The sequence below is a fragment of the Pseudonocardia adelaidensis genome, from assembly GCF_039543345.1.
Taxonomy (GTDB): Bacteria; Actinomycetota; Actinomycetes; order Mycobacteriales; family Pseudonocardiaceae; genus Pseudonocardia; species Pseudonocardia adelaidensis.
The window spans coordinates 1-20,004 of record NZ_BAABJO010000013.1; the positions used below are offsets into that span (position 1 = coordinate 1).

The following is a 20,004-nucleotide window of genomic DNA, read 5'->3' on the forward strand; positions in this document are numbered from 1 at the left end:
GCTCCCAGCTGTGGCTCTCCGGCCGCTACGACCGGTCCGTCTACGTGCTCTCGACGGACGACGGGCACCTCATCCAGAAGATCGCGGTCGGCAACGGCCCGCACGGGCTCTGCGTCTGGCCGCAGCCCGGCCGGTACTCCCTCGGCCACACCGGGATCACCCGGTAGCGCGCTCGGCCTGCGTAGCGTGTCGGACATGGGCACGACCTCCACCAGTGTCGCCGAGCTCGACGCGGCCCTCGTCGACTGCCGCGCCTGCCCGCGCCTGGTCGCATGGCGCGAGCAGGTGGCGCGCGACAAGCGCGCCGCCTTCCGCGACCAGGAGTACTGGGGCAGGCCGGTGCCCGGGTTCGGCCCGACCGACGCGCCGCTGCTGATCGTCGGCCTCGCCCCGGCGGCCCACGGCGCGAACCGGACCGGCCGGATGTTCACCGGCGACCGCTCGGGTGACGTGCTGTACGCGGCGATGCACGCGGTGGGCCTGGCCAACCAGCCCACTGCTGTGCACGCCGGTGACGGGCTCGAGCTGATCGACACCCGGATCACGGCGCCGGTGCACTGCGCGCCGCCGGACAACAAGCCGACGCCGGATGAGCGGGAGCGGTGCGGTGCGTGGCTGCGCGCCGAGCTGGCGCTGCTGCGGCCGCGGGCGGTGGTGGTGCTGGGGGCGTTCGGCTGGCAGGCGCTGCTACCGGTGCTCGCCGACGCGGGCTGGGCGGTCCCCCGGCCGCGGCCGCGCTTCGCCCACGGCGCGCACGTCGAGCTGGCAGGCGAGCGGGGACCGCTGCACCTGTTCGGGTGCTACCACGTCAGCCAGCAGAACACGTTCACCGGGCGCCTGACGCCCGCGATGCTCGAGGACGTGCTGCGCCGGGCGGCGGAGGTAGCCAGGCTCACCTCCCGGACGGAGGTGTCCACCACCTGAGGGTGGGAACATGGATGTCATGGCGCGCAACACGCGGATCGTCGTCGTCGGTGGCGGCTACGTCGGCATGTACACCGCACTGCGGCTGCAGAAGAAGCTGCGGCGCGGTGAGGCCGAGGTCACCGTGATCGACCCGCAGCCGCACATGACCTACCAGCCGTTCCTGCCCGAGGCGGCGGCCGGCTCGATCGAGCCGCGTCACGTCGTGGTGCCGCTGCGCAAGGTGCTGCGCAAGTGCCACCACCTCACCGGTCGGGTCACATCGATCAACCACGCCGCCCGCGAGGTCACGGCCGAGCTCGTCTCCGGGAACGTCACCACCCTCGGTTACGACGTGCTCGTCGTGGCACCGGGGTCGGTCGCGCGCACGCTGCCCGTTCCGGGGCTCGCCGAGCGGGGCATCGCGTTCAAGACCGTGGGCGAGGCCATCTACCTGCGCAACCACGTGCTGTCCCAGCTCGACGCGGCTGCCACCACGGTCGACCCCGAGCTGCGCCGTCGCCTGCTCACGTTCCTCGTGGTCGGCGGGGGCTACGCCGGGATCGAGGCGCTCGCCGAGCTGCAGGACATGGCCCGCTACGCCACCCGCTACTACGAGAACATCGCGCCGGAGGACCTGCGCTGGGTGCTCGTCGAGGCCGCCGGGCGGATCATGCCCGAGGTCGGGCCGCGGATGGGTCGCTACACCGTCGAGCGCTTGATCGAAGCCGGCATTGAAGTCTTCCTCGACACCCGTGTCAAGTCCATGGAGGGCGGGCACGTCGTCCTCGACGACGGCACCGAGTTCGAGACCGAGACGATCGTGTGGACCGCGGGGGTCAAGCCGAACCCGATGCTCGAGCACACCGACCTGCCCCGCGACGCGCGCGGCCGCATCGACTGCACCGCGGAACTGCAGGTCGTCGGCATGCCCGACGTGTTCAGCGCGGGCGACTGCGCGTCGGTGCCCGACCTGTCGAAGGACGACCCCGACGCCCGCACCAGCCCTTCGGCGCAGCACGCGGTCCGGCAGGCCAAGGTGCTCGCCGACAACATCGTGGCGTACCTGCGGGGGCGGCAGTTGAAGAAGTACGAGCACAGCTACGCCGGGTCCGTGGCCAGCCTCGGGCTGTACAAGGGCGTGGCCGAGATCTACGGCGTCAAGCTGCGCGGCCCGATCGCGTGGTTCATGCACCGCACGTACCACGTGAGCCGGATGCCCACGTGGAACCGGCGCATCCGCATCGTCTTCGACTGGACGGGCGCCCTGTTCCTGGGCCGCGAGGTCGTGGCGCTCGGCCAGATCATGGACCCGAAGGCCGAGTTCAGCCGGGTCGCCCGCCCGGGTCCGGCCCAGGCCGCGCCCGCGAAGGCCCCCGAGCCGGTCTCCACCTCCTCGAAGAGCGGCTGAGGGCGGGGGCGGGCGCCGGTCCGTAGGCTTGGCGCGCGCCCCCGTGGCCCAACCGGCAGAGGCAGGCCCCTTAAAAGGGTCACAGTGTGGGTTCGAATCCCACCGGGGGCACCCCGCCACGAGCCGCAGAACCCGCCGTTGAGCAGGCAAATCGTCGTCGCCTACTGATCGCGCCGTGTCCGGTGCTGTCCGGCCGGCACCGGCCCACACCGATCGTCTGTGCCGGGCTCGGGCAAGAGCTCGCTGATCCACGGCTCGGTGGCGGGCCGGGATGGTGTGGTGGTGGTCGACCAGGGCGCGATCCGCGGCTCGCGCCGGAGCAACCCGTCGACGTACACGGGCCTGCCCGACCCGATCCGCAAGGCGGCTCCTTCAGCTCGGGTTCCCGCCCGAGAAGGGGCATCCCACACTCCTGCCCTTCGGTCCCACACCATGGGGGCGCCTGTCCCGGGGCGTCATCGATCCGCTAAAAAATGGCTCCTGCCCCCGCGGCGAGGAGGTCTCGTGTTCCAGGTCACGGTGCTCTACAACCACCCCGAGGATCCCGCCCGGTTCGACGAACACTACGACGGGGTCCACGCGTCGCTCGCCGCCACGATCCCCGGCCTGCGGCGCTACACGGTGACGAGGCCCGGACCGGGCCCGGACGGCACGTTGCCCCCGTACTACCTGGTGGCGGTGATGGAGTACGAGTCCGAGGCGGCCTACGGCGCGGGCATGGCGGGACCGGAGGGCCGGGCGACCCGGGCCGACCTGGCCAACTTCGCGACGGCAGGCGTCACGGTGCTGGCGGGGACGGCCGGCTCCGTCGTCTGACCGGTCACCCGCCGACTCCCTGCACGAGGCGCTCGACACCACCACCCGAGTTCCCGGAGCTGCTCGCGCAGCGGGAACCCTGGTTCGCCTGATGTCGGTTGTCCGCCGTCACTGCTCTGCTGCCGAATCCGCCCTATGAGATCAAGGCCGGCCACCGGCCCGCCGACCAACCCTCTACCTCCGGCCCGGGGCGGCCGGCGTCCCGGCTACCCGGCCTTCATCCGCAGGGCGTCGACTAGTCCTCAGCAGCTCGCACGCGGTGCGACCGGCACCTCTCTTGGCAGACCGCCTTCCTGAACGCCGCCGACGCCGCTTCACAAGCCGGCGAACTCGTGCCGCTGCCGACCTGACCAAGATCGGGGACTGCCGTAGTTCAGGTCCATGTATGAGTAATTTGCGGCGAGGAACGCGAAGTAGGCATCGGGCTTCTTGCCGCGTTGCTCGGCACCTTGTTGTGCAGCAACCTGAGCATTGAGCGTCTGTACTGAAGCTTGATAGCCGACGAATGTTCCAGAAAGTGCAATAACTGCCACCAGCACGGGGACGCCTAGCTTCTCGACGAGGGGGTGGAGCGCACGTGGCCATGGCGGCGCAGGCGGGGGCGTGGGGGTTGGGGCAGGTGTCGGTGCACTGCCGCCGCCCGCGTTCGTCACGGCTTCCTCCGCAGCTCGTCAGCCGGTCAAGCAGTGGGTCGGCCCGTCAACCAGCGAAGAATGGGTTCGAATCCCACCGGGGGCACGGTGAGCCGATCCAGCGGTTCCTACCGGCCCTGCTCGGCAACCGTCGACTCCGGCCGACCGAGCTCGACCAGATGAAGTGCAGGATCCACACCGACGAGAGCGTCCAACTCGCCTTTCCCGACCTACGGACTCGGGATCATGAAGTCGCCGCCGGCACCGCACCCGTTTCCCGCGGACCGCGCGAGCACGATCACGCGTAGCCTCAGCCGTGTGCGAGCGCTGCAGTTCACCGCTTACGGCGGCCCGGAGGTTCTGAGCTGGGCCGAGGCGCCCGATCCACACGCGGGCGCCGGTGAGATCCGCATCGCGGTGCGTGCGGCCAGCGTGAACCCGCTCGACTGGAAGATCCTCTCGGGGGCGATGTCCGAGGGCCGGGTCCCGGGGGAGCCGCAGTACCTGGGCTACGACGCGGCCGGCGTCGTCGACGAGGTGGGTGAAGGCGTCACCGGGGTCGCCGTGGGCGACGAGGTGTTCGGCCGTGGCCGCAACACGCAGGCGGAGTACGCGGTGCTCGGGTCCTGGGTGCCCAAGCCGCCGTCGGTCGACTGGGCCGTGGCCGCGGCCGCCGGGGTGGCCGGGGAGACCAGTGACCGCGTTCTCCGCCTGCTCGGCGTTTCGCAAGGCGACACGATCTTCATCGATGGTGGCGCGGGCGGCGTGGGTGCTGTCGCCGTGCAGATCGCCATCGCGCGGGGAGCGAACGTGATCGCGTCGGCCGGTGAGGCGAACCAGGACTACCTGCGGGAGATCGGGGCGGTTCCCGTGCGCTACGGGGAGGGCGTGGCCGATCGCGTCCGGGCCGCAGCGGGTGGGCAGGTCGATGGGGTCTTCGACGTCGCGGGCCGGACTCCGGTCGGAGAGTTGACGAGCCTCGTCGCCGAGCCGTCCCAGGTGGTGTCCATCGCCAACTTCGCGGCCGGGGGAGCGGGGGCCCGGGTCAGCACCGGCGGTGCGGACAGCAGACCCACCGAGGCCCTGACGGAGGTCGCCGAACTGCTCGCGCGGGGCAAGCTCGTGATCAAGGTCCAGACGTTCCCCTTCGAGCGCGCGGTCGAGGCGTTCCGCATCAGCCAGGGCGGCCACGTCCGCGGGAAGCTGGTGCTGGTCCCCTGAACGCCGCGTGATCGCCGAGCCACCCGCGGCGAGCCACCGCGGGCGGCGGACCCGGCGGCCCTTGCCCCGCTTGTGGCGCGGATGGTGGTCGCGGTCGGCGCGGCAACGATCGATCGTTGGCGTGGCACGTCGTGCGCGCCGTGTTTCCCGGCTCCTTCGACCCAGCCACGCAGGGACACCTCGACGTGCCGCGCCGCGCCGCGGGCATGTTCGAGGAAGTCGTCATGTGCGTCTTGACCAACCCGAAGAAGACCGGCCGGCTCCCCTCGCCGGCCGGCTGGCCCTTTGGCCGACATGACCAGCGACCTGGGCCAATCACTCCCGCGCAGGCGTACCTCTCCTCGAGCTTCGTCTCAGCGATGGCCCAACGGTGCGTTCGACCTCATCCGCGCCGCCGCATTGGCTCGCGACGCAAGATCAACGGTGGATCCAGGCTGAGACATCTATCCCGTTGTGCGAATCGGCATTTTATGGCTTCGTCCAGAGGTCGATACGGTCGGATTCATGGAGTGGAATTTTTCGACGGCCGAAGAACTCGTGGCCGCTTTGCGTGCCGGTGAAGTGACATCGGTGGAGCTGACCGACGAGGCAATCGCTCGTATCGAGCGGGACGACAAGGCGATCAACGCGATCTGCGTGCCGGACTTCGACCGTGCGCGGGCCGCCGCGCACCATGCCGACCAGGCGCGCGCCCGCGGCGAGGACCGGCCACTGCTCGGTGTTCCGGTGACGGTCAAGGAGTCCTACAACATCGCCGGGCTGCCCACGACCTGGGGCATGTCGCTGTACCGGGACTATGTGCCGGCCGAGGATGCGGTACAGGTATCGCGGATCAAGGCGGCCGGGGCGGTGGTGCTCGGCAAGACCAATGTGCCCTTGGGGCTGCAAGATCTGCAGAGCTTCAACGAGATCTACGGCACCACCAACAACCCGTGGGACCACGATCGTACGCCGGGCGGGTCCTCCGGCGGATCAGCGGCGGCCCTGGCATCCGGATTCGGTGCGTTGTCCCTCGGCTCCGACATCGGCGGTTCGCTGCGTACCCCCGCGCACTTCTGCGGTGTCTACGCCCACAAGCCGACGCTCGGGCTGGTGGCGAACCGGGGCATGGTCCCGCCAGCCACGCCGGTGTTGCCGGTCGACCTCGACCTCGCCGTCGTCGGCCCGATGGCGCGCACCGCCCGCGACCTCACGCTCCTGCTCGACGTCATGGCCGGGCCGGATCCGCTGACGCTCGGCGTGGCGTACGAGTTGACCTTGCCGCCCGCACGCCACCAGCGGCTGAGCGACTTCCGGGTCCTGGTCCTCGACGAGCATCCGCTCATCCCGACCGGGTCCGCTGTGCAGGCCGGCGTGAACCGGGTGGCCGACGCGCTCGTCGACGGCGGCGCCCGCGTCGAACGGCACAGCCCGCTGCTGCCCGACCTGGCCGAAGCCGCGACGCTCTACACGCAGTTGCTGTTCTCGGGCTCCGTTGCGCGATTCCCCGTCGAAGCGTACGAGCAGCTGCGGACCCGCGCCGCCGGCCTGAGCGCGGACGACCAGAGTCTCGACGCGGCGCGGCTGCGCGGGATGGTGTTCAGCCACCGCGACTGGATCGAGGCGAACAACCGTCGCGAGCTCCACCGTCACGGCTGGCGGCAGCTCTTCGCCGAGTTCGACGCCGTGGTGTGCCCGATCACGCCGACTCCCGCATTCCCGCACGACCACAACCCCGATCTGTTGGAACGCCGGATCGACATCGACGGAGTCGAGTGCCCGTTCTTCGACCAGCTCGTCTGGGCTGGTCTGGCCACCATGCCCGGCCTGCCCGCGACCGCCGTACCAGCGGGCCGGCCCTCCGAGGGCCTGCCGGTGGGAGTGCAGCTCATCGGTCCGATGTTCGAGGACCGCACCCCGCTGCGGCTGGCCGAACTGCTCGAGCAGAGGATCGGCGGCTTCCAGGCACCGAGGTAGGGCGCACTACCGGGTGTGCCGAGCGTGATCGGTGATCGGTGATCGGTGGTCGAGATCCTCCAGAGCGCCGTCTGCTGAGCGTGGCTGATCGCCGGGTACCGAATTCCTTCCGGAGGGTGCCGCCGGTACCCGTCAAGGGGTCGCCTGCCCGAGCGCCAAGAGGTTGCCCTCGCTGTCGCGGAAGAACGCGCCACGCTCGCCCCTTCCCTTGCTGGGATAGTTGTCGGGGACGGTGACGATGTCGTTCCGGACGTCGAAGCCCGCGATGTCGAACGCCTCGAACTGCACCCCGCGGGCCCGCAGTTCGGCCACGACCTCGTCGATGTCCTCCACCTCGAAGCCGATCTGCGTCGACGCGCCGGAGGGTTGCCCGGACGAACGGAAGAGGTGGAACTCCGTCGTCCCGCACACGTAGCGGAGCCCACCCTCACGCTCCTCCACGGCCTCGAGACCGAGGCGGTCGCGGTAGAACCGCCGTGCTCGGTCCAGGTCCTGCGCGGGCAGCTTGGTGATGGCCTGCGCGGAGTCGAGCGGTCCAACCATCGCGTGCCTCCTCGTCGTCGCGTCCAACCGGGTGGTGTGGAGACCGCGGCCGGCGTCGATCCTCATCGGTCGTCGCGTACACGGCCCATCCGGTGCGTTCCGGAACGTGCCGGCAGCCACCCGCACGAGGCAGCCGCCCCGCTGCACGACGGGGTACTACCGTCCCACCGTGGATCTCTTCTCCCGCTCGTGGTCGGCGCTGCGCGCGGCCGTCGCCGCCACCCCGGACGAGGACTTCGAGCGGCCGTCGGGATGCGCCGGGTGGCTCGTGCGGGACCTGGTGTGCCACCTGGTCATCGACGCCCAGGACGTGCTGATCACCCTGGTCACGCCGGCCGGCACCGAGCCCACCGCGGACGCCGTCACCTACTGGGACCTCGTCGAACCCCCGACCGGCGAGGATCCGCTCGACGCGCTGATCCCCCGGCTGGCCGCCGCGTACGGCGAGCCGCGGTGGCTCGAGTTCCACCTCGACGACGTCGGGTCCGCCGCGGGCCGCGCCGCCGGGCTCGCCGATCCCGCCCTCCGCGTGCGCACGAAGGACAGGGTGCTGACGGCGGGCGATTACCTGTCGGCGTACGTGCTCGAGTGGACCCTGCACCACCTGGACCTGATCGCCCACCTGCCGTCGGCCGCGGGGCCGCCCGCCGACACCCTGACGGCGGCTCGCGCGGCGCTGGAGTCGATCGCCGGGACCCGGTTCCCCGCCGCGCTCTCGGACGCGGACGCGCTGCGGATCGGCACCGGACGACGCGCGCCGTCCGACGCGGAGCGGGCCGCGATGGGCGACCTCGCCGGGAGGCTCCCGTTCGTCCTCGGCTGACTCCGTCCGGGTGACGGTTCAGCGAAACCACAGCGAGCCGCGCGGACCATGCCGGGATGCCGGTGTCCGTCCGCTCGCGCGTCCGTTCCGACGGTGCGGTGGTCTGGCTCGTCCTGTCCGCCGCCACGGTCGCCACGCTCTACAGCTCGCACTTCCTCCCCTTCTACGACTACTACCAGTGGCTCTTCCAGGGGCATGTCGTGTCGGACCTGTTGTTCGGGACGGACGGCGGCTCCTCCGGCTACTCCGGCGCCTACTCGCTCGACCCGGTGCCGGTGCCCAACCTCGCCGCGCCGCTCGGCATCGGCGTGCTCAACGTGTTCCTGCCCATCGAGGCCGCAGGGCAGCTGTTCGTCGTCCTCACCGTGCTCGGGTTCGCTATCTCGTTCGGCTACCTCGTTCGAACCCTGCAGCGCAGGCCGACCGCCATCGAGTACCTCGGCTTCCTCTGGGCCCCCGGCTTCTACCTCTACAAGGGCTACCTCAGCTTCACCGTGGGGCTCGCCATCGTGTTCGTCCTCGTCGCGGTGCTGCACCGGGCGGTCGCCGCCCCGCGCGGCCCGGGCCGCACGAGCCTGGTGCTGCTGGGCTTCCTCGGCGTCGTGCTCTACCTGTCGCACCTGCTGGCGTGGGGGATCGGTGCGCTCGCCGTTCTCCTGCACGCGCTCGTGCTCGCGCGCACGGGGCGCGGCCGCCGAGCCCTGCTGCTGGTCGCCACGTTCGTCCCGGGCGTCGCCCTGGCTGCGTGGTACACGGCCGCCGAACGCGGCGGGCCCGGTGTGGTCCTCTACTCGTCCTGGTTCGACAAGGCGATCTCCCTCACCGAGACGCTCCAGTTCTTCCTACGGCTCGACCCGTTCCCGCCGGCCCTTCCCATCTTCTGGGTCAACCTGGTGCTCGCGTTGGTCTTCGCGGCGCTCGTCGTGTTCCAGGTCGACCGCTCCGCCCTGCGTGCCGCCCTCGAGAGCCGACCGGTGCTCTGGCTCGCGGGCCTGCTCCTCGGGATCGCGCTGGTGCTGCCCATCAGCATGGTCAACGACCTGATCAAGCCCGATGAGCGGTTCGTGCTGCCGGCGCTGCTGCTGGCCGTCGCGGCGGTCCCGTACCGCGCCGTCCGGCCTGCCGTGACCGGGGTGACCGGGGTCCTCGTGGTCGCCGTCCTCGGGCTGCACGTCGTCGAGTACGTCGACGTGGGCCAGCGGATCGCACGGGTGGACGCGGCCACCGACGCCAGCGTTCCGGCCGGTGCGCCACTGCTGTACCTGACGATCCCGTCCCGCTACGGCTGCGCACCCTCGCCCGGGTTGTCCGTCGGCGTGCCCGTTCTCAAGTGGTTCGGCGTCGACCACGCGATCGAGACTGGTCAGGCCAGGATCAACGTCGAGGAGACCTCCATCGTCCGCGCCGACGGACCCACCGCGGGCGGGATGACCGTCCTCGCGCCCACGCTGGCGGAGGTGCCGGGCGCGGTCCTGCCCGTGGCCGCCGACCATCCCTACGTGGAGGCGATCGGGTGCCCCGCCGACCTGGCCGGTATCCAGCAGGCACTCGCCCCGGCCTACCGGCCGATCGCGCAGGGCGACGGCTACGCGATCCTCCGGCGAGCCTCCTGAACGCGGGTACCGATGGGCCGTGCCGCCGGGGACCACCGACACGCCGCAGGGGGCACCTTCTCGGTCTGCCGGCTGGATCGGCGACGGCGCTCAGCTACCGACCCCGACGGGCTCCGGTCGCGTACGTTCCCGGTCATGAGCGAGCCCGAGGTCTGGAACGTCGGCGGCGCGTACGAGCGCTACGTCGGCCGCTGGAGCCGCCGGGTCGCCGAGGCGTTCGTGCGCAGCCTGGACGTCCCGGCCGGCGCGCGGTGGCTGGACGTCGGCTGCGGAACCGGCGCTCTGACCTCCGCCGTCCTCCGGGTGACCGAGCCTGCCGAGGTGCAGGGCGTCGACCCGTCGGACGGCTTCCTCGCTCACGCCCGCGACCTGGTGGCCGACCAGCGGGCGCGCTTCTCGGTGGGCGACGCCCGCGCGCTCCCGTTCCCCGACGGCCGCTTCGACGCCGTCGTGAGCGGGCTGGTGCTCAACTTCGTGCCCGATCCCGCCGCCGCGGCCGCGGAGCTGGCCAGGGTGGCGGCGCCCGGTGGGGTGGTCGCGGCCTACCTCTGGGACTACGCCGACGGCATGCAGATGATCCGGTGCTGCTGGGAGGCCGCCGCCGTGCTCGACCCCGCTGCGGCGGAGCAGGACGAAGGCCGGCGCTTCCCGCTGTGCCGGCCCGAGCCCCTGCACGCGCTCTGGGTCGGGGCCGGCCTCACCGACGTCGACGTGGCACCGATCGAGGTGACGACCCGCTTCCAGGACCTCGACGACTACTGGTCGCCGTTCCTCGGCGGTCAGGGTCCCGCTCCCGGATACGTCGGCTCGCTCGACGACGATCAGCGCGCCGCGCTGTACGCGCTGCTGCGCAGGCGCCTCCCGGTGGCTGCGGACGGGTCGATCTCGTTGTCCGCGCGGGCCTGGGCCGTCCGCGGGTCCCGCTGAGCGCCCTGCCTCCGAGCCGATGGTGGCCGGGTCCGGAGGCCGGCGACGAGCGCACCCTCTGGGGACGCCCGCCGCCGGGTCTGAGGGGCGTGCCTATCGACGCCCGCCCGCGGCGCGGAGCCGCTCCATCTCTTTGCCGATCTCCCACAGGCGGCACGGCCAGACCGGGGCGACCGTGGTCGGGAGGCGGCAGCCGCGGCAGTGGCCCGTGGCATCAGGGCTGTGCTCGGCGAGGATGTGGCGCACCGCCGACGAGGTGAACGTGGCTGCGAGGACCTCGGCGATGCTGTGGATCTGGTCGCTCGGCTCCCGGGCCACCGGACGCGGCCCCATCACGAGCGCCGCGGGTTGCAACGACCCGCGGGCCGTGCCGCGCATCTACTCCGCCGACCTGCCCGCGAGCTCCCCCTCGCTGTTCCCCGCAACACCGTTGCTCCTCTCGCCGAAGGACGCTCCGTGCTCCCGGTGCCGCCGCTCGCCCGATGCCGTAGCCGGCCCGGATCGACGAGCAAGGAGCGCTCATCAGGCGACTCCTGCCGCCCGTTCCCTGTGGTGCGCCGGAACTCCCCTGCGTGAGACTCCGGACACATAGAGCAGTGTGCCGGTCACGCGCTGCAGATGCAACCCGCAGCTGCAAATGCAGCGGTGCACGTGCAGTTGAGGGATGCACGTGCAAGCCGACGGTCGGATTCGGTGATCTTTCCGCACTGAGACAGGTGGTTCGGTGCCCGCAGTGCAAGCCGAAACACCCTGCTCAGGGCCACACGATCGGCTGAATTCGGCAGTCATCTGACGAGTGCAGCTGCCAACGGCATATGCACGTGCAGATGACGGCTGCTACCGTCGATCGCATCCGCCACTCAGTTGACCCTCGGAAGGTGATCAAGATGGCGAACGATCGCATCGTGGTGCCGGCGCAACAGATCGATGGTGCGAACTGGCGCAAGAGCACGTTCAGCGGGCAGCACGCCTGCGTGGAGGTCGCGATGCTCGACGGCGGGGAGGTCGCCGTGCGCCACTCGCGCCAGCCGGCGGGTCCCGCCCTCGTGTTCACTCCCGAGGAGTGGTCCGCGTTCCTCCAGGGTGCCTGGCACGGCGAGTTCGGCGAGCGTCCGGCTCGCTGACGGCCGGGGTCATCCCGGATCCGAGACAGTCGCCCGGCGTGGGTTCCACGCCGGGCGCCGGTGTTCCCGGGGCGTGATCAGAGCTCGGCGATGATCTTCGCCAGCATCTGCCGCGAGCGGTCCGGGGTCTCGGCGTCGACCGTGAGACGGTCGAGGGCGCGGCTGAAGATCTCGATCTCCTCGACGCCGTCGAGCATGACGGCCCCGCCGAGGTGCTCGATGTACACGACGTCCGGGAGCTCGGGCTCGGCGAACCGCAGGAGCTGGAACGGGCCCTCCGCGGCGTAGCCGCTGAGCTGCGTGGGCACGATCTGGATCGTGATGTGCGGCTGCTTCGACTGGTCGAGCAGGAACTGGAGCTGCTCCCGCAACACGCGGCGCCCACCGATCGGTCGCCGCAGCACCGACTCGTCGACGACCGCCCAGTAGCGCGGCGGGTTCGGGCCGGTGATCAGCGCCTGGCGCTGCATGCGCAGGTGGATCCGCTTCTCGGTGTCCGGCGGGGCGTAGTCGGGGCGGCCCCGGGTGAGCACTGCCCGCACGTACGCCTCGGTCTGGAGGAGGCCGGGCACGAACTGCAGCTCGTAGGTGTGGATCCGGCTGGCCGACTCCTCCAGCCCGACGAACTCCTGGAACCAGCTCGGGATGACGTCGGTGAAGCGGCGCCACCAGCCCGGCTCGTTGGCCTTGCGGACCATCTCGAGGAACTGCTCGCGCTCCTCGGCGTCGCTGACGCCGTACATCGTGAGCAGGTCGGCGATGTCGCGCTCCTTGAACGCGACCCGGCCGAGCTCGAGGCGGGAGACCTTGGAGTCGGACGCCCTGATCATGTACCCGGCGTCGGAGCGGGAGATGCCGGCGTTCTCGCGCAGCCTGCGCAGCTGTGTGCCCAGCACGATCCGGCGTGCCGTGACCCCACGGGCGTCTGCGGGCAGCGCTGTGCTCGACTCGGAGCGGCCACCCTCAGCCATCGGCTCCTCCTCGCGGACTTCCGGCTCCGTTGTACGGGACCCACCCCACATCCGCTCATGGCAGAACAAGCAGGGCCGGCACTCTGCTGGACGACGACCGTACACGGAGAGAGCGAGAAGTGGAGGATCGCGTCCGCGGTTCAACCTGATCAGTCCTTGCCCTACACTCGACTGGCCGCCGTAGACTCCCGGGGTTCCGAGATCGACTACCGAGTGAGGCGAGTGTGCCGAGTACCGAGGAAGAGGTAGTTCCGGCCTACATCGACGTGTCGAAGGCGAGCGTCGCGCGCGTCTACGACGCGTTCCTGAACGGCAAGGACAACTACGAGATCGACCGCGAGGTCCTGCGGCGGATTCAGAAAGTGGCGCCGGAGGCCACTCAACTCGGGTGGGACAACCGGGAGTTCCTCATTCGGGCCAGCCGGTTCATCGCGAGCCAGACCGGCATCAAGCAGTACCTGGACTGCGGGTCGGGCCTGCCGACGGCCGAGAACACCCACCAGATCGTGCAGCGCATCGACCCGGAGTCCCAGGTCGTGTACGTCGACAACGATCCGGTCGTGCTCGCGCACGGACGCGCGCTGCTCGAGGAGAACGACCGGACGCACCTCGTCGGCGCCGACATCTTCGAGCCGAGTGACGTACTGCAGAACGAGGTCGTGCGCAAGCACATCGATTTCTCCGAGCCCATTGCGCTGTACCAGTGCGGAACCCTGCACCATTACACCGGCGATCGGTACGCCGAGATCATGCAGGAGTACGTCGACGCGCTGCCGTCCGGTTCGTACGTTGCGTTGAGCCACTTCTACGACCCCGAGACCGACGAGTACAGCGCACTCGCCCGCAAGATGGAAGACATATTCCTGCACAGCCCGATGGGTAGCGGTTCGTTCCGCACCCGGAAGCAGATCATGAGCATGTTCCCCGGGCTCGAACTCGTCGAGCCGGGTCTCGTGCTGTGCGCCGACTGGTGGCCGGACGGGCCGCGGGTGAAGCCGTTGCCGTCGGTCTCGTACACCATCGTCGGGGCGGTCGGGCGCAAGTCCTGAGATGACGAGCCTCCCGAGGCCGGGCAACCATCCTTCCGCTGAGCAGAAGTGATGTTGCCCGGCTCGCGGCCGCGCCGCGACGCTCCTTCCTCCGGAGCACGCATTCCTGGAGGCTCGCCATGACGCAGGCGCCGACACTGCTCCTCGTCCATGGCGCGTGGCACGGGGTGTGGGCGTGGCGCCGGCTCGTCGAGGAGCTCGCCGACCTCGACGTCCGCACGGTCTCGTTGCCGTCCGTCGGCCCGGACCGTTCCGCGCTCGGCGACCTGCGCACCGACACCGAGGCCGTGCGGGCCGCGATCGCGGTCGTGGACGGGCCCGTCGTGGTGTGCGCCCACGGCTATGGCGGCGTGCCGGTCACGGAGGCGGCGGCGGGCATGCCGAACGTCGTCGGGCTCGTCTACCTGTGCGGGTTCCAGCTCGACGTCGGGGAGTCGGTGCTCTCCTCCCTCGGAGGCAGCCCCCCGAGCTGGTGGGACGTCCACCGGGCGGAGGGCTACGTCGACGCGCTGCGGCCGTTCGAGGTCTTCTACGCCGACGTGCGCCCGCACACCGCCCGCGGGGCCGTCGCCAGGCTCGGTCACCAGTCGCTCGCCGCGTCCGAGCAGCCACTCGCGCGTGCGGCGTGGCGCACGATCCCCAGCACGTACGTCGTCTGCGAGCGGGACGCCGCGATCCCCGTCGTCGCGCAGGAGTGGATGGCCGAGCGCGCCGACCGCGTGCTGCGCATGCCCACGTCGCACGCGCCGTTCCTGTCCCGGCCCGCGCAGCTGGCCGGGATCCTCAGGGCGGAGCTGGTGGCGTCGGGCAGTGCCACCGCCGTCGGCTGACGCGGGTCAGCCCGGGACGCGGTGCCTGCGCACCGCGTTGCCCAGCGCGGCCAGCACCGCGACGCCCGCGGCGAGCGCGGGTGCGAGGAGCAGGGTCCCGACGATCCAGAGGTTCGCGCCGATGACCTCGGCCGTGGCGCTGAACCAGCCGTACAGCGCGATGGCCGGCAGGGCGACGCCCAGCAGGGCCACCGCCGGGCCGCGGGCGAACCCGCCCGCGAAGGCCAGCCCGGCGAGGCCCGCCACGGCCACGGCCCAGTGCCGCGGCGTGAGCGGCGACGCGTACGTCTGCGGGTCCGCCGTGGGCACGACGCTCCAGTCGGCGGGGAACGCGACCAGCCACAGCGCGACGGTCGCGGCCGCGAGCAGCACGACGACGGCGGCCGCCCGCGTCATCCCGCCTCGACGAAGGCGATCAGCGGCTCGACGCGCACCGGCGTGGCGAGGCTGTTGGCGACGAAGCACTCGCGGTGGGCCACCTCGACGAGGTGGCCCACCCGCTCCTCGCTCGGGCCCTCGACGAGCGTGATCCGCGGGCGCAGCACGATCTCGGTGATCCGGATGGGTCGCTGCGCCTCCGGCATCAGGGCGGTGGCGTCGTCGCGGTAGTCGCGCACGTCGAGCCGGGCCCTGGCGGCGACGGCGAGGAAGGACAGCAGCTGGCAGGACGCCGCGGCGAGGACCACGAGCTGCTCGGGGTTGAGCCGGGCCGGGTCGCCGAGGAACGCCGGGTCGGCCGAGAGCGCGAGCTCGGGCTCGGCGGGCGGAGCACTCCCGCGGTGCGCCCGCTCGTAGGCCGGGTAGCCACCTGCCGTGGAGCCGGACCACGAACACAGGGCCCGGTAGCTGTGGACGGGCTGCTCCGCCATGTCAGCGGGCCGGTGCGCCGGCGTCGCGGACGCTCGCGGGGTCGCCGGACCGGCGCGGTGCCAGTGGCCCGCGCGAGCGCCCCCGCAACCAGCCTCGGCCCTTCTGCAACACCCTGCTGATCGCGTTGGGCCCCCGCCGGGACTCGATCAGGTCACCGACCCGGCCGAGCACCCAGCCGAGCAGCGGGGCCCCGATCGCGAGGATCAGCCACCACCGCAGCCGCGCGGACAGGAACGCCCACATCGAAGGCCCCCTCCAGGTGTCCTGGGGCCGGAGCGTATTCGCCGCGGCCCGACGTTGCACGTGCAAACGGTCTTGTTCCCCCGTACGACCGGCGGAAACGCCGCCCATGACGGGTCCGGGAGCGGCTACCATCCCACGATGGCGGGCGACCGTCCGGCCCTGCTCGGGCTGCTGCTCTACCTCCTCGTCGCGGCCACGCCCACGATCCTGTTCTGGGCAGCGCTGCGGCTGCTCCCCGCTGCGCTCATGGCCTGTTCCGAGCGTCGCAGGCGTCGCGAGGCCGCGGCCGGGCCGCCGCTCGAGTCCGTCGTCGCGAACCTGCGCAGGTTGCGCCGCGAGGTGCGCCGGGGGTGCTACCGCACCCAGGTGCGGCGCATGGCGGTGGAGGCCGCCTACGACGACACGCTGGTCGAATGCTGCCGGCTCGTCGCCGTCGACGCCCCGCTCGCCGGCGCGGACGCCCGTGATCGCCCCTTCGCGCGGCTCCTCACCGAGGCGGCGCTGGAGAACGCGGGGATCGCACTGGACGCGCCGTGACCGAATCGCAGTAAAGTCATCTTTACCGAACAGGGAACGCCGCAGGGTGTTCCCTCGTTGAACTGCACGGACGCATGACCCGCTTCCGAGGAGGACCCAGGTGCGCACCAGCAGCAACCCGGCGTTCCGCAACCTGCCCGGTGGGCAGGGTGGGTACGCCACGTTCGACCGCCAGGGCGGCGCGATGGGCGGCGCCACCGCCTACGCCGACGCCCGGGCCGCGCAGGTCGGCTACGGGCGGGCCGGGGTCGGCGAGCGCCCGCTCACGATGGACGACGTCGTCACGAAGACCGCGATCACGGGCGGCGTCGCGCTCGCGGCGGGCCTGCTCACCGCACTCAGCGGGATGTACTGGCTCGTGCTCCCGGCGTTCATCGTCGGGTTCGTCGTATCCCTGATCGTCATCTTCAAGCAGAGCAGCAACCCCGGCCTGGTGCTGACGTACTCGGCGGCGATGGGCATCGCGCTCGGCGGGATCACCGGCGCGCTCGAGATGTCGGGCACGCAGTTCGAGGGCATCGGCTTCCAGGCCGTGGTGGGCACCGCCGGTGTGTTCGTGGGGATGCTGGTCGTATACAAGACCGGTGCCGTGCGGGTCACGCCGAAGTTCACCAAGTGGCTGATGGGCGCCATGATCGGCGTCGCGGTCCTGATGGTCGTCAACCTGCTGGTCAGCTTCTTCACCACCGGCGGCCTCGGCCTGCGCGACGGCTCGCCGCTGGCGTACCTGTTCAGCATCGTCTGCATCGGCGTGGCAGCGTTCAGCCTGCTGCTCGACTTCGACATGGCCGACCGCGCCGTCCGCGACGGTGCCCCGGCGAGGTTCGCGTGGTACATCGCGTTCGGCCTGATGACCACCCTGGTCTGGCTGTACATCGAGATCCTGCGGCTGCTGAGCTACCTCCGCCAGGACTGACCCGCGCTCGAACGAACGGCGCCCGCCCGAGTCCGGGGCGGGCGCCGTTCCGCGTTCTCAGGCCATCTCGGGCACGTGCAGGTGGGCGAGCGCGAGCTCGAACTCACCGACCTCCATGATCTCGACCTCACCCTCCCGGGTGCCGCGCTCGCGCAGCTCCTCGGCCCCCTCGCGGCTGCGATCCATCGCCTCACGGCTGTCGAACGTCACCGAGGACACGGCGTACCCCTCGCGGCGGTCCACCATGAAGCTCGCACTGCAGAAGCCGTCGAACTCCTGCGTCGCCGGCAGCACTCCCATCCGGTAGACGTCGATGCCGCGGTCGATCCGGTCGGGCTCCATCCGCACCCAGGTGGCCCGCACACAGGCGCCGGGGGCCGAGTCGTGGTCGCGGTGCATGACCGCGATCTCCCACTCGTCGACCTGCGGCCGGCCACCGAGCACCTCGGCCGCCCGGTCGCGCAGTGGGCGCACCCGGTCGGCCGTGGCGGCCATCGCCTCCTTCGACTGCCACGCCGTGGTGACGATGCAGCGGCCCGTCGTGCGGTCGACGAGCATCGACATCCCGACGCAGCCCTCCATGCCCAGCACCTCGGGCATGACCTCGTCACGGACGAGCGCGATGCCCGACTCGAGCGAGTCGGGGTTCGCGCGGATCGTGGTGGAGCGTGCGTGCACGGCCCACCCCCTCGGGATCGGGGCAGCGCCCCGACGGCGCCGCCGGCGCCCCACACCATCCTCCCGCCGCATCCGGCGGGCAATACCGTCAGCGCCCCCCGCCGGTCAGCTCAGCCGTTCGAGCACCATCGCCATGCCCTGGCCGCCGCCGACGCACATCGTCTCCAGGCCGATGGTCTTGTCGTGGGTGCGCAGGCCGTTGAGCAGGGTGGTGGTGATGCGGGCGCCGGTCATCCCGAACGGGTGGCCGAGCGCGATGGCGCCACCGTTGACGTTCAGCTTCTCCTCGTCGACGCCGAGGTCGCGAGCCGAGGGCAGGACCTGGGCCGCGAACGCCTCGTTGATCTCGACGAGATCGACGTCGTCGATCGTCATACCGGCACGGGCGAGGGCCTGCTTCGACGCCTCGACCGGCCCGAGGCCCATGATCTCGGGGGAGAGACCGGTGACCCCGGTGGAGACCACGCGCGCGAGCGGGGTGATGCCGAGCTCTGCGGCCTTCGTGTCGGACATGACCACCAGGGCGGCGGCGCCGTCGTTGAGCGGGCAGCAGTTGCCGGCCGTGACCAGGCCGTCCGGCCGGAACACCGGCTTGAGCTGGGCGACGGCTTCGTAGGTGACGCCTGCGCGTGGCCCGTCGTCCTTCTCGACCACGGTGCCGTCGGGCAGGGTGACCGGGCTGATCTCGCGGGCGAAGAACCCGTTGGCGATCGACTTCTCGGCGAGGTTCTGCGACCGGACGCCGAAGCGGTCCATGTCCTCGCGGGTGACGCCCTTGAGCCGGGCGAGGTTCTCCGCGGTCTGGCCCATCGCGATGTAGATGTCGGGCAGGTGCTCGTCCTCGCGGGGGTCGTTCCACGAGTCGGCGCCGTTCTCGGCGATGTGGCGGGTGCGGTCCTCCGCGTCGGCGAACACGGGGTTGTGGGTGTCCGGCCACGAGTCGGAGCTGCCCTTGGAGAAGCGCGAGACGGTCTCGACGCCCGCCGAGATGAACACGTGGCCCTCGCCCGCCCTGATGGCGTGCAACGCCATGCGCGTGGTCTGCAGCGAGGAGGAGCAGTAGCGGGTGATCGTGGTGCCGGGCAGCGTGTCGTGGCCGAGGAGGACGGCGACCACCCGGGCCATGTTGAAGCCCTGCTCGCCGCCGGGGAGACCGCAGCCGAGCATGAGGTCGTCGATGTCGGCCGGGTCCAGCTGCGGGACCTGGGCGAGCGCGGCGCGCACCATCTGCACGGTCAGGTCGTCGGGGCGGATCGTGGTGAGCGATCCCTTGTGCGCGCGGCCGATCGGGGACCGGGCCGCAGCGACGATCACGGCTTCGGGCATGGTCGTTCCTCCTCGCACGGGCTGGCTTACGGCGGAGCCTACGCGGCGGTAACCGCCTGCGGGCCGGATGAACACTGACAGCTGCTGGCAGCGTTGTGCGGGACCCTTGGGCGCATGACCGCCTGGAAGGACGTCGAGGAGGCCGTGCCGGAGTTCGCCGCCCGGGTCCGGAAGATCTTCGACGCGCACAAGCACAAGACGATCGCCACGCTGCGCGCCGACGGCGCCCCCCGCATCTCGGGGATCGAGGCGGAGTTCGTCGACGGTGAGCTGAGGTTCGGCTCGATGACCCACGCGCGCAAGGGCGCCGACCTGCATCGGGATCCCCGGTTCGCGCTGCACAGCCCCTCGGTCGACCCGCCGGAGGGCAACCCCGCCGGCTGGGCCGGCGACGCGAAGATCGCCGGGCGTGCCCGCGCCGTCGGGCCGGTGGACGGCGAGGCCGACGGGGAGCAGTTCCACGCCGACATCGACGAGGTCGTCTTCACCGGCCTCACCGCCGACGCCACGAAGCTGGTGATCGAGGTCTGGACCCCGCGCGGGGGGCTGCGGCGCGTCGAGCGCGCGTAGGGGAGCTGTCGATTTCCCACGCGCCCGTTCGTCGTCATGCTGGTG

23 protein-coding genes, 1 tRNA gene and 1 pseudogene are annotated in these 20,004 nt (G+C 71.3%); 16 read left to right on the forward strand and 9 right to left on the reverse strand.

What is annotated here, in order from left to right; translation table 11 throughout:
• The first annotated feature begins 195 nt into the window (after window positions 1–195).
• From ABEA81_RS18525 to ABEA81_RS18540, 4 genes are all read left to right on the forward strand, one after another.
• A complete protein-coding gene (locus tag ABEA81_RS18525) occupies window positions 196–924 on the forward strand; it encodes a uracil-DNA glycosylase (RefSeq protein WP_345606422.1) in 729 nt (242 codons plus the stop codon).
• Between the two features lie 10 nt (window positions 925–934).
• Window positions 935–2,314 carry an NAD(P)/FAD-dependent oxidoreductase gene (locus ABEA81_RS18530; protein WP_425570601.1) on the forward strand — a complete coding sequence of 460 codons (1,380 nt, stop codon included), beginning with the start codon at window positions 935–937 and terminating at the stop codon, window positions 2,312–2,314.
• Window positions 2,315–2,351: 37 nt separating this feature from the next.
• Window positions 2,352–2,425, forward strand: a tRNA-Leu gene (locus tag ABEA81_RS18535).
• 393 nt (window positions 2,426–2,818) lie between these two features.
• Window positions 2,819–3,130, forward strand: a complete 312-nt coding sequence (locus ABEA81_RS18540) for an EthD family reductase (RefSeq protein WP_345606424.1) — start codon at window positions 2,819–2,821, stop codon at window positions 3,128–3,130.
• A gap of 314 nt (window positions 3,131–3,444) precedes the next feature.
• Here ABEA81_RS18540 and ABEA81_RS18545 read toward each other — a convergent pair whose 3' ends face one another.
• A complete protein-coding gene (locus ABEA81_RS18545; protein ID WP_345606425.1) occupies window positions 3,445–3,669 on the reverse strand; it encodes a hypothetical protein in 225 nt (74 codons plus the stop codon).
• Between the two features lie 411 nt (window positions 3,670–4,080).
• Between ABEA81_RS18545 and ABEA81_RS18550 the strand changes: the two genes are divergently transcribed.
• The 3 genes and pseudogenes from ABEA81_RS18550 (at window position 4,081) to ABEA81_RS18560 (ending at window position 6,939) form a co-directional block, all read left to right on the forward strand.
• Window positions 4,081–4,983: an NADP-dependent oxidoreductase gene (locus ABEA81_RS18550; protein WP_345606426.1), complete on the forward strand. Its 903-nt coding sequence runs from the start codon at window positions 4,081–4,083 to the stop codon at window positions 4,981–4,983.
• Window positions 4,984–5,114: 131 nt separating this feature from the next.
• A pseudogene (locus tag ABEA81_RS42690) lies at window positions 5,115–5,240 on the forward strand (adenylyltransferase/cytidyltransferase family protein); the annotation flags it as partial.
• 247 nt (window positions 5,241–5,487) lie between these two features.
• Complete coding sequence (locus tag ABEA81_RS18560) at window positions 5,488–6,939, forward strand: amidase (protein ID WP_345606427.1); 1,452 nt, start codon at window positions 5,488–5,490, stop codon at window positions 6,937–6,939.
• A gap of 132 nt (window positions 6,940–7,071) precedes the next feature.
• Here ABEA81_RS18560 and ABEA81_RS18565 read toward each other — a convergent pair whose 3' ends face one another.
• Window positions 7,072–7,482 (reverse strand): VOC family protein, encoded by a 411-nt coding sequence (locus ABEA81_RS18565; RefSeq protein ID WP_345606428.1) that lies wholly within the window; start codon window positions 7,480–7,482, stop codon window positions 7,072–7,074.
• A gap of 169 nt (window positions 7,483–7,651) precedes the next feature.
• Between ABEA81_RS18565 and ABEA81_RS18570 the strand changes: the two genes are divergently transcribed.
• From ABEA81_RS18570 to ABEA81_RS18580, 3 genes are all read left to right on the forward strand, one after another.
• Window positions 7,652–8,305, forward strand: coding sequence for a maleylpyruvate isomerase N-terminal domain-containing protein (locus ABEA81_RS18570; protein ID WP_345606429.1), 654 nt, complete (start codon window positions 7,652–7,654; stop codon window positions 8,303–8,305).
• A gap of 56 nt (window positions 8,306–8,361) precedes the next feature.
• Window positions 8,362–9,918 carry a hypothetical protein gene (locus tag ABEA81_RS18575; protein WP_345606430.1) on the forward strand — a complete coding sequence of 519 codons (1,557 nt, stop codon included), beginning with the start codon at window positions 8,362–8,364 and terminating at the stop codon, window positions 9,916–9,918.
• A 135-nt stretch (window positions 9,919–10,053) separates the two neighbouring features.
• Window positions 10,054–10,845: a class I SAM-dependent methyltransferase gene (locus tag ABEA81_RS18580; protein ID WP_345606431.1), complete on the forward strand. Its 792-nt coding sequence runs from the start codon at window positions 10,054–10,056 to the stop codon at window positions 10,843–10,845.
• A gap of 93 nt (window positions 10,846–10,938) precedes the next feature.
• Here ABEA81_RS18580 and ABEA81_RS18585 read toward each other — a convergent pair whose 3' ends face one another.
• On the reverse strand, window positions 10,939–11,223 hold the full coding sequence (locus ABEA81_RS18585) for a hypothetical protein (protein ID WP_345606432.1): 285 nt from the start codon (window positions 11,221–11,223) through the stop codon (window positions 10,939–10,941).
• Window positions 11,224–11,732: 509 nt separating this feature from the next.
• Here ABEA81_RS18585 and ABEA81_RS18590 point away from each other — a divergent pair.
• Window positions 11,733–11,969, forward strand: a complete 237-nt coding sequence (locus ABEA81_RS18590) for a DUF397 domain-containing protein (RefSeq protein WP_345606433.1) — start codon at window positions 11,733–11,735, stop codon at window positions 11,967–11,969.
• 77 nt (window positions 11,970–12,046) lie between these two features.
• Here ABEA81_RS18590 and ABEA81_RS18595 read toward each other — a convergent pair whose 3' ends face one another.
• Window positions 12,047–12,940 (reverse strand): helix-turn-helix domain-containing protein, encoded by an 894-nt coding sequence (locus ABEA81_RS18595; RefSeq protein ID WP_345606434.1) that lies wholly within the window; start codon window positions 12,938–12,940, stop codon window positions 12,047–12,049.
• A gap of 224 nt (window positions 12,941–13,164) precedes the next feature.
• On the opposite strand from ABEA81_RS18595, the gene ABEA81_RS18600 reads away from it, so the two are divergent.
• Window positions 13,165–13,989 carry an SAM-dependent methyltransferase gene (locus ABEA81_RS18600; RefSeq protein WP_345606435.1) on the forward strand — a complete coding sequence of 275 codons (825 nt, stop codon included), beginning with the start codon at window positions 13,165–13,167 and terminating at the stop codon, window positions 13,987–13,989.
• A 119-nt stretch (window positions 13,990–14,108) separates the two neighbouring features.
• Window positions 14,109–14,819: an alpha/beta fold hydrolase gene (locus ABEA81_RS18605; protein WP_345606436.1), complete on the forward strand. Its 711-nt coding sequence runs from the start codon at window positions 14,109–14,111 to the stop codon at window positions 14,817–14,819.
• Window positions 14,820–14,825: 6 nt separating this feature from the next.
• On the opposite strand, the gene ABEA81_RS18610 is transcribed toward ABEA81_RS18605, so the two are convergent.
• Genes ABEA81_RS18610 through ABEA81_RS18620 form a run of 3 tightly spaced genes read right to left on the reverse strand, consistent with a single transcriptional unit; the run spans window position 14,826 to window position 15,932 of the window.
• Window positions 14,826–15,215, reverse strand: coding sequence for a hypothetical protein (locus ABEA81_RS18610; RefSeq protein ID WP_345606437.1), 390 nt, complete (start codon window positions 15,213–15,215; stop codon window positions 14,826–14,828).
• Window positions 15,212–15,688: an OsmC family protein gene (locus ABEA81_RS18615; RefSeq protein ID WP_345606438.1), complete on the reverse strand. Its 477-nt coding sequence runs from the start codon at window positions 15,686–15,688 to the stop codon at window positions 15,212–15,214. The genes ABEA81_RS18610 and ABEA81_RS18615 overlap by 4 nt, the downstream gene beginning before the upstream one ends.
• 1 nt (window position 15,689) lies before the next feature.
• Window positions 15,690–15,932 (reverse strand): hypothetical protein, encoded by a 243-nt coding sequence (locus tag ABEA81_RS18620; RefSeq protein WP_345606439.1) that lies wholly within the window; start codon window positions 15,930–15,932, stop codon window positions 15,690–15,692.
• A 138-nt stretch (window positions 15,933–16,070) separates the two neighbouring features.
• Between ABEA81_RS18620 and ABEA81_RS18625 the strand changes: the two genes are divergently transcribed.
• A complete protein-coding gene (locus ABEA81_RS18625) occupies window positions 16,071–16,469 on the forward strand; it encodes a hypothetical protein (RefSeq protein WP_345606440.1) in 399 nt (132 codons plus the stop codon).
• Between the two features lie 100 nt (window positions 16,470–16,569).
• Window positions 16,570–17,385 (forward strand): Bax inhibitor-1/YccA family protein, encoded by an 816-nt coding sequence (locus ABEA81_RS18630; RefSeq protein WP_345606441.1) that lies wholly within the window; start codon window positions 16,570–16,572, stop codon window positions 17,383–17,385.
• Window positions 17,386–17,442: 57 nt separating this feature from the next.
• Here the strand turns inward: ABEA81_RS18630 and ABEA81_RS18635 are convergent, their stop codons facing one another.
• Window positions 17,443–18,063 (reverse strand): antibiotic biosynthesis monooxygenase, encoded by a 621-nt coding sequence (locus ABEA81_RS18635; protein ID WP_345606442.1) that lies wholly within the window; start codon window positions 18,061–18,063, stop codon window positions 17,443–17,445.
• A 105-nt stretch (window positions 18,064–18,168) separates the two neighbouring features.
• Window positions 18,169–19,389, reverse strand: coding sequence for an acetyl-CoA C-acetyltransferase (locus tag ABEA81_RS18640; protein WP_345606443.1), 1,221 nt, complete (start codon window positions 19,387–19,389; stop codon window positions 18,169–18,171).
• A gap of 114 nt (window positions 19,390–19,503) precedes the next feature.
• Here ABEA81_RS18640 and ABEA81_RS18645 point away from each other — a divergent pair, with 114 nt between their 5' ends.
• A complete protein-coding gene (locus tag ABEA81_RS18645) occupies window positions 19,504–19,959 on the forward strand; it encodes a pyridoxamine 5'-phosphate oxidase family protein (RefSeq protein WP_345606444.1) in 456 nt (151 codons plus the stop codon).
• The last annotated feature ends 45 nt before the right edge of the window (window positions 19,960–20,004 follow it).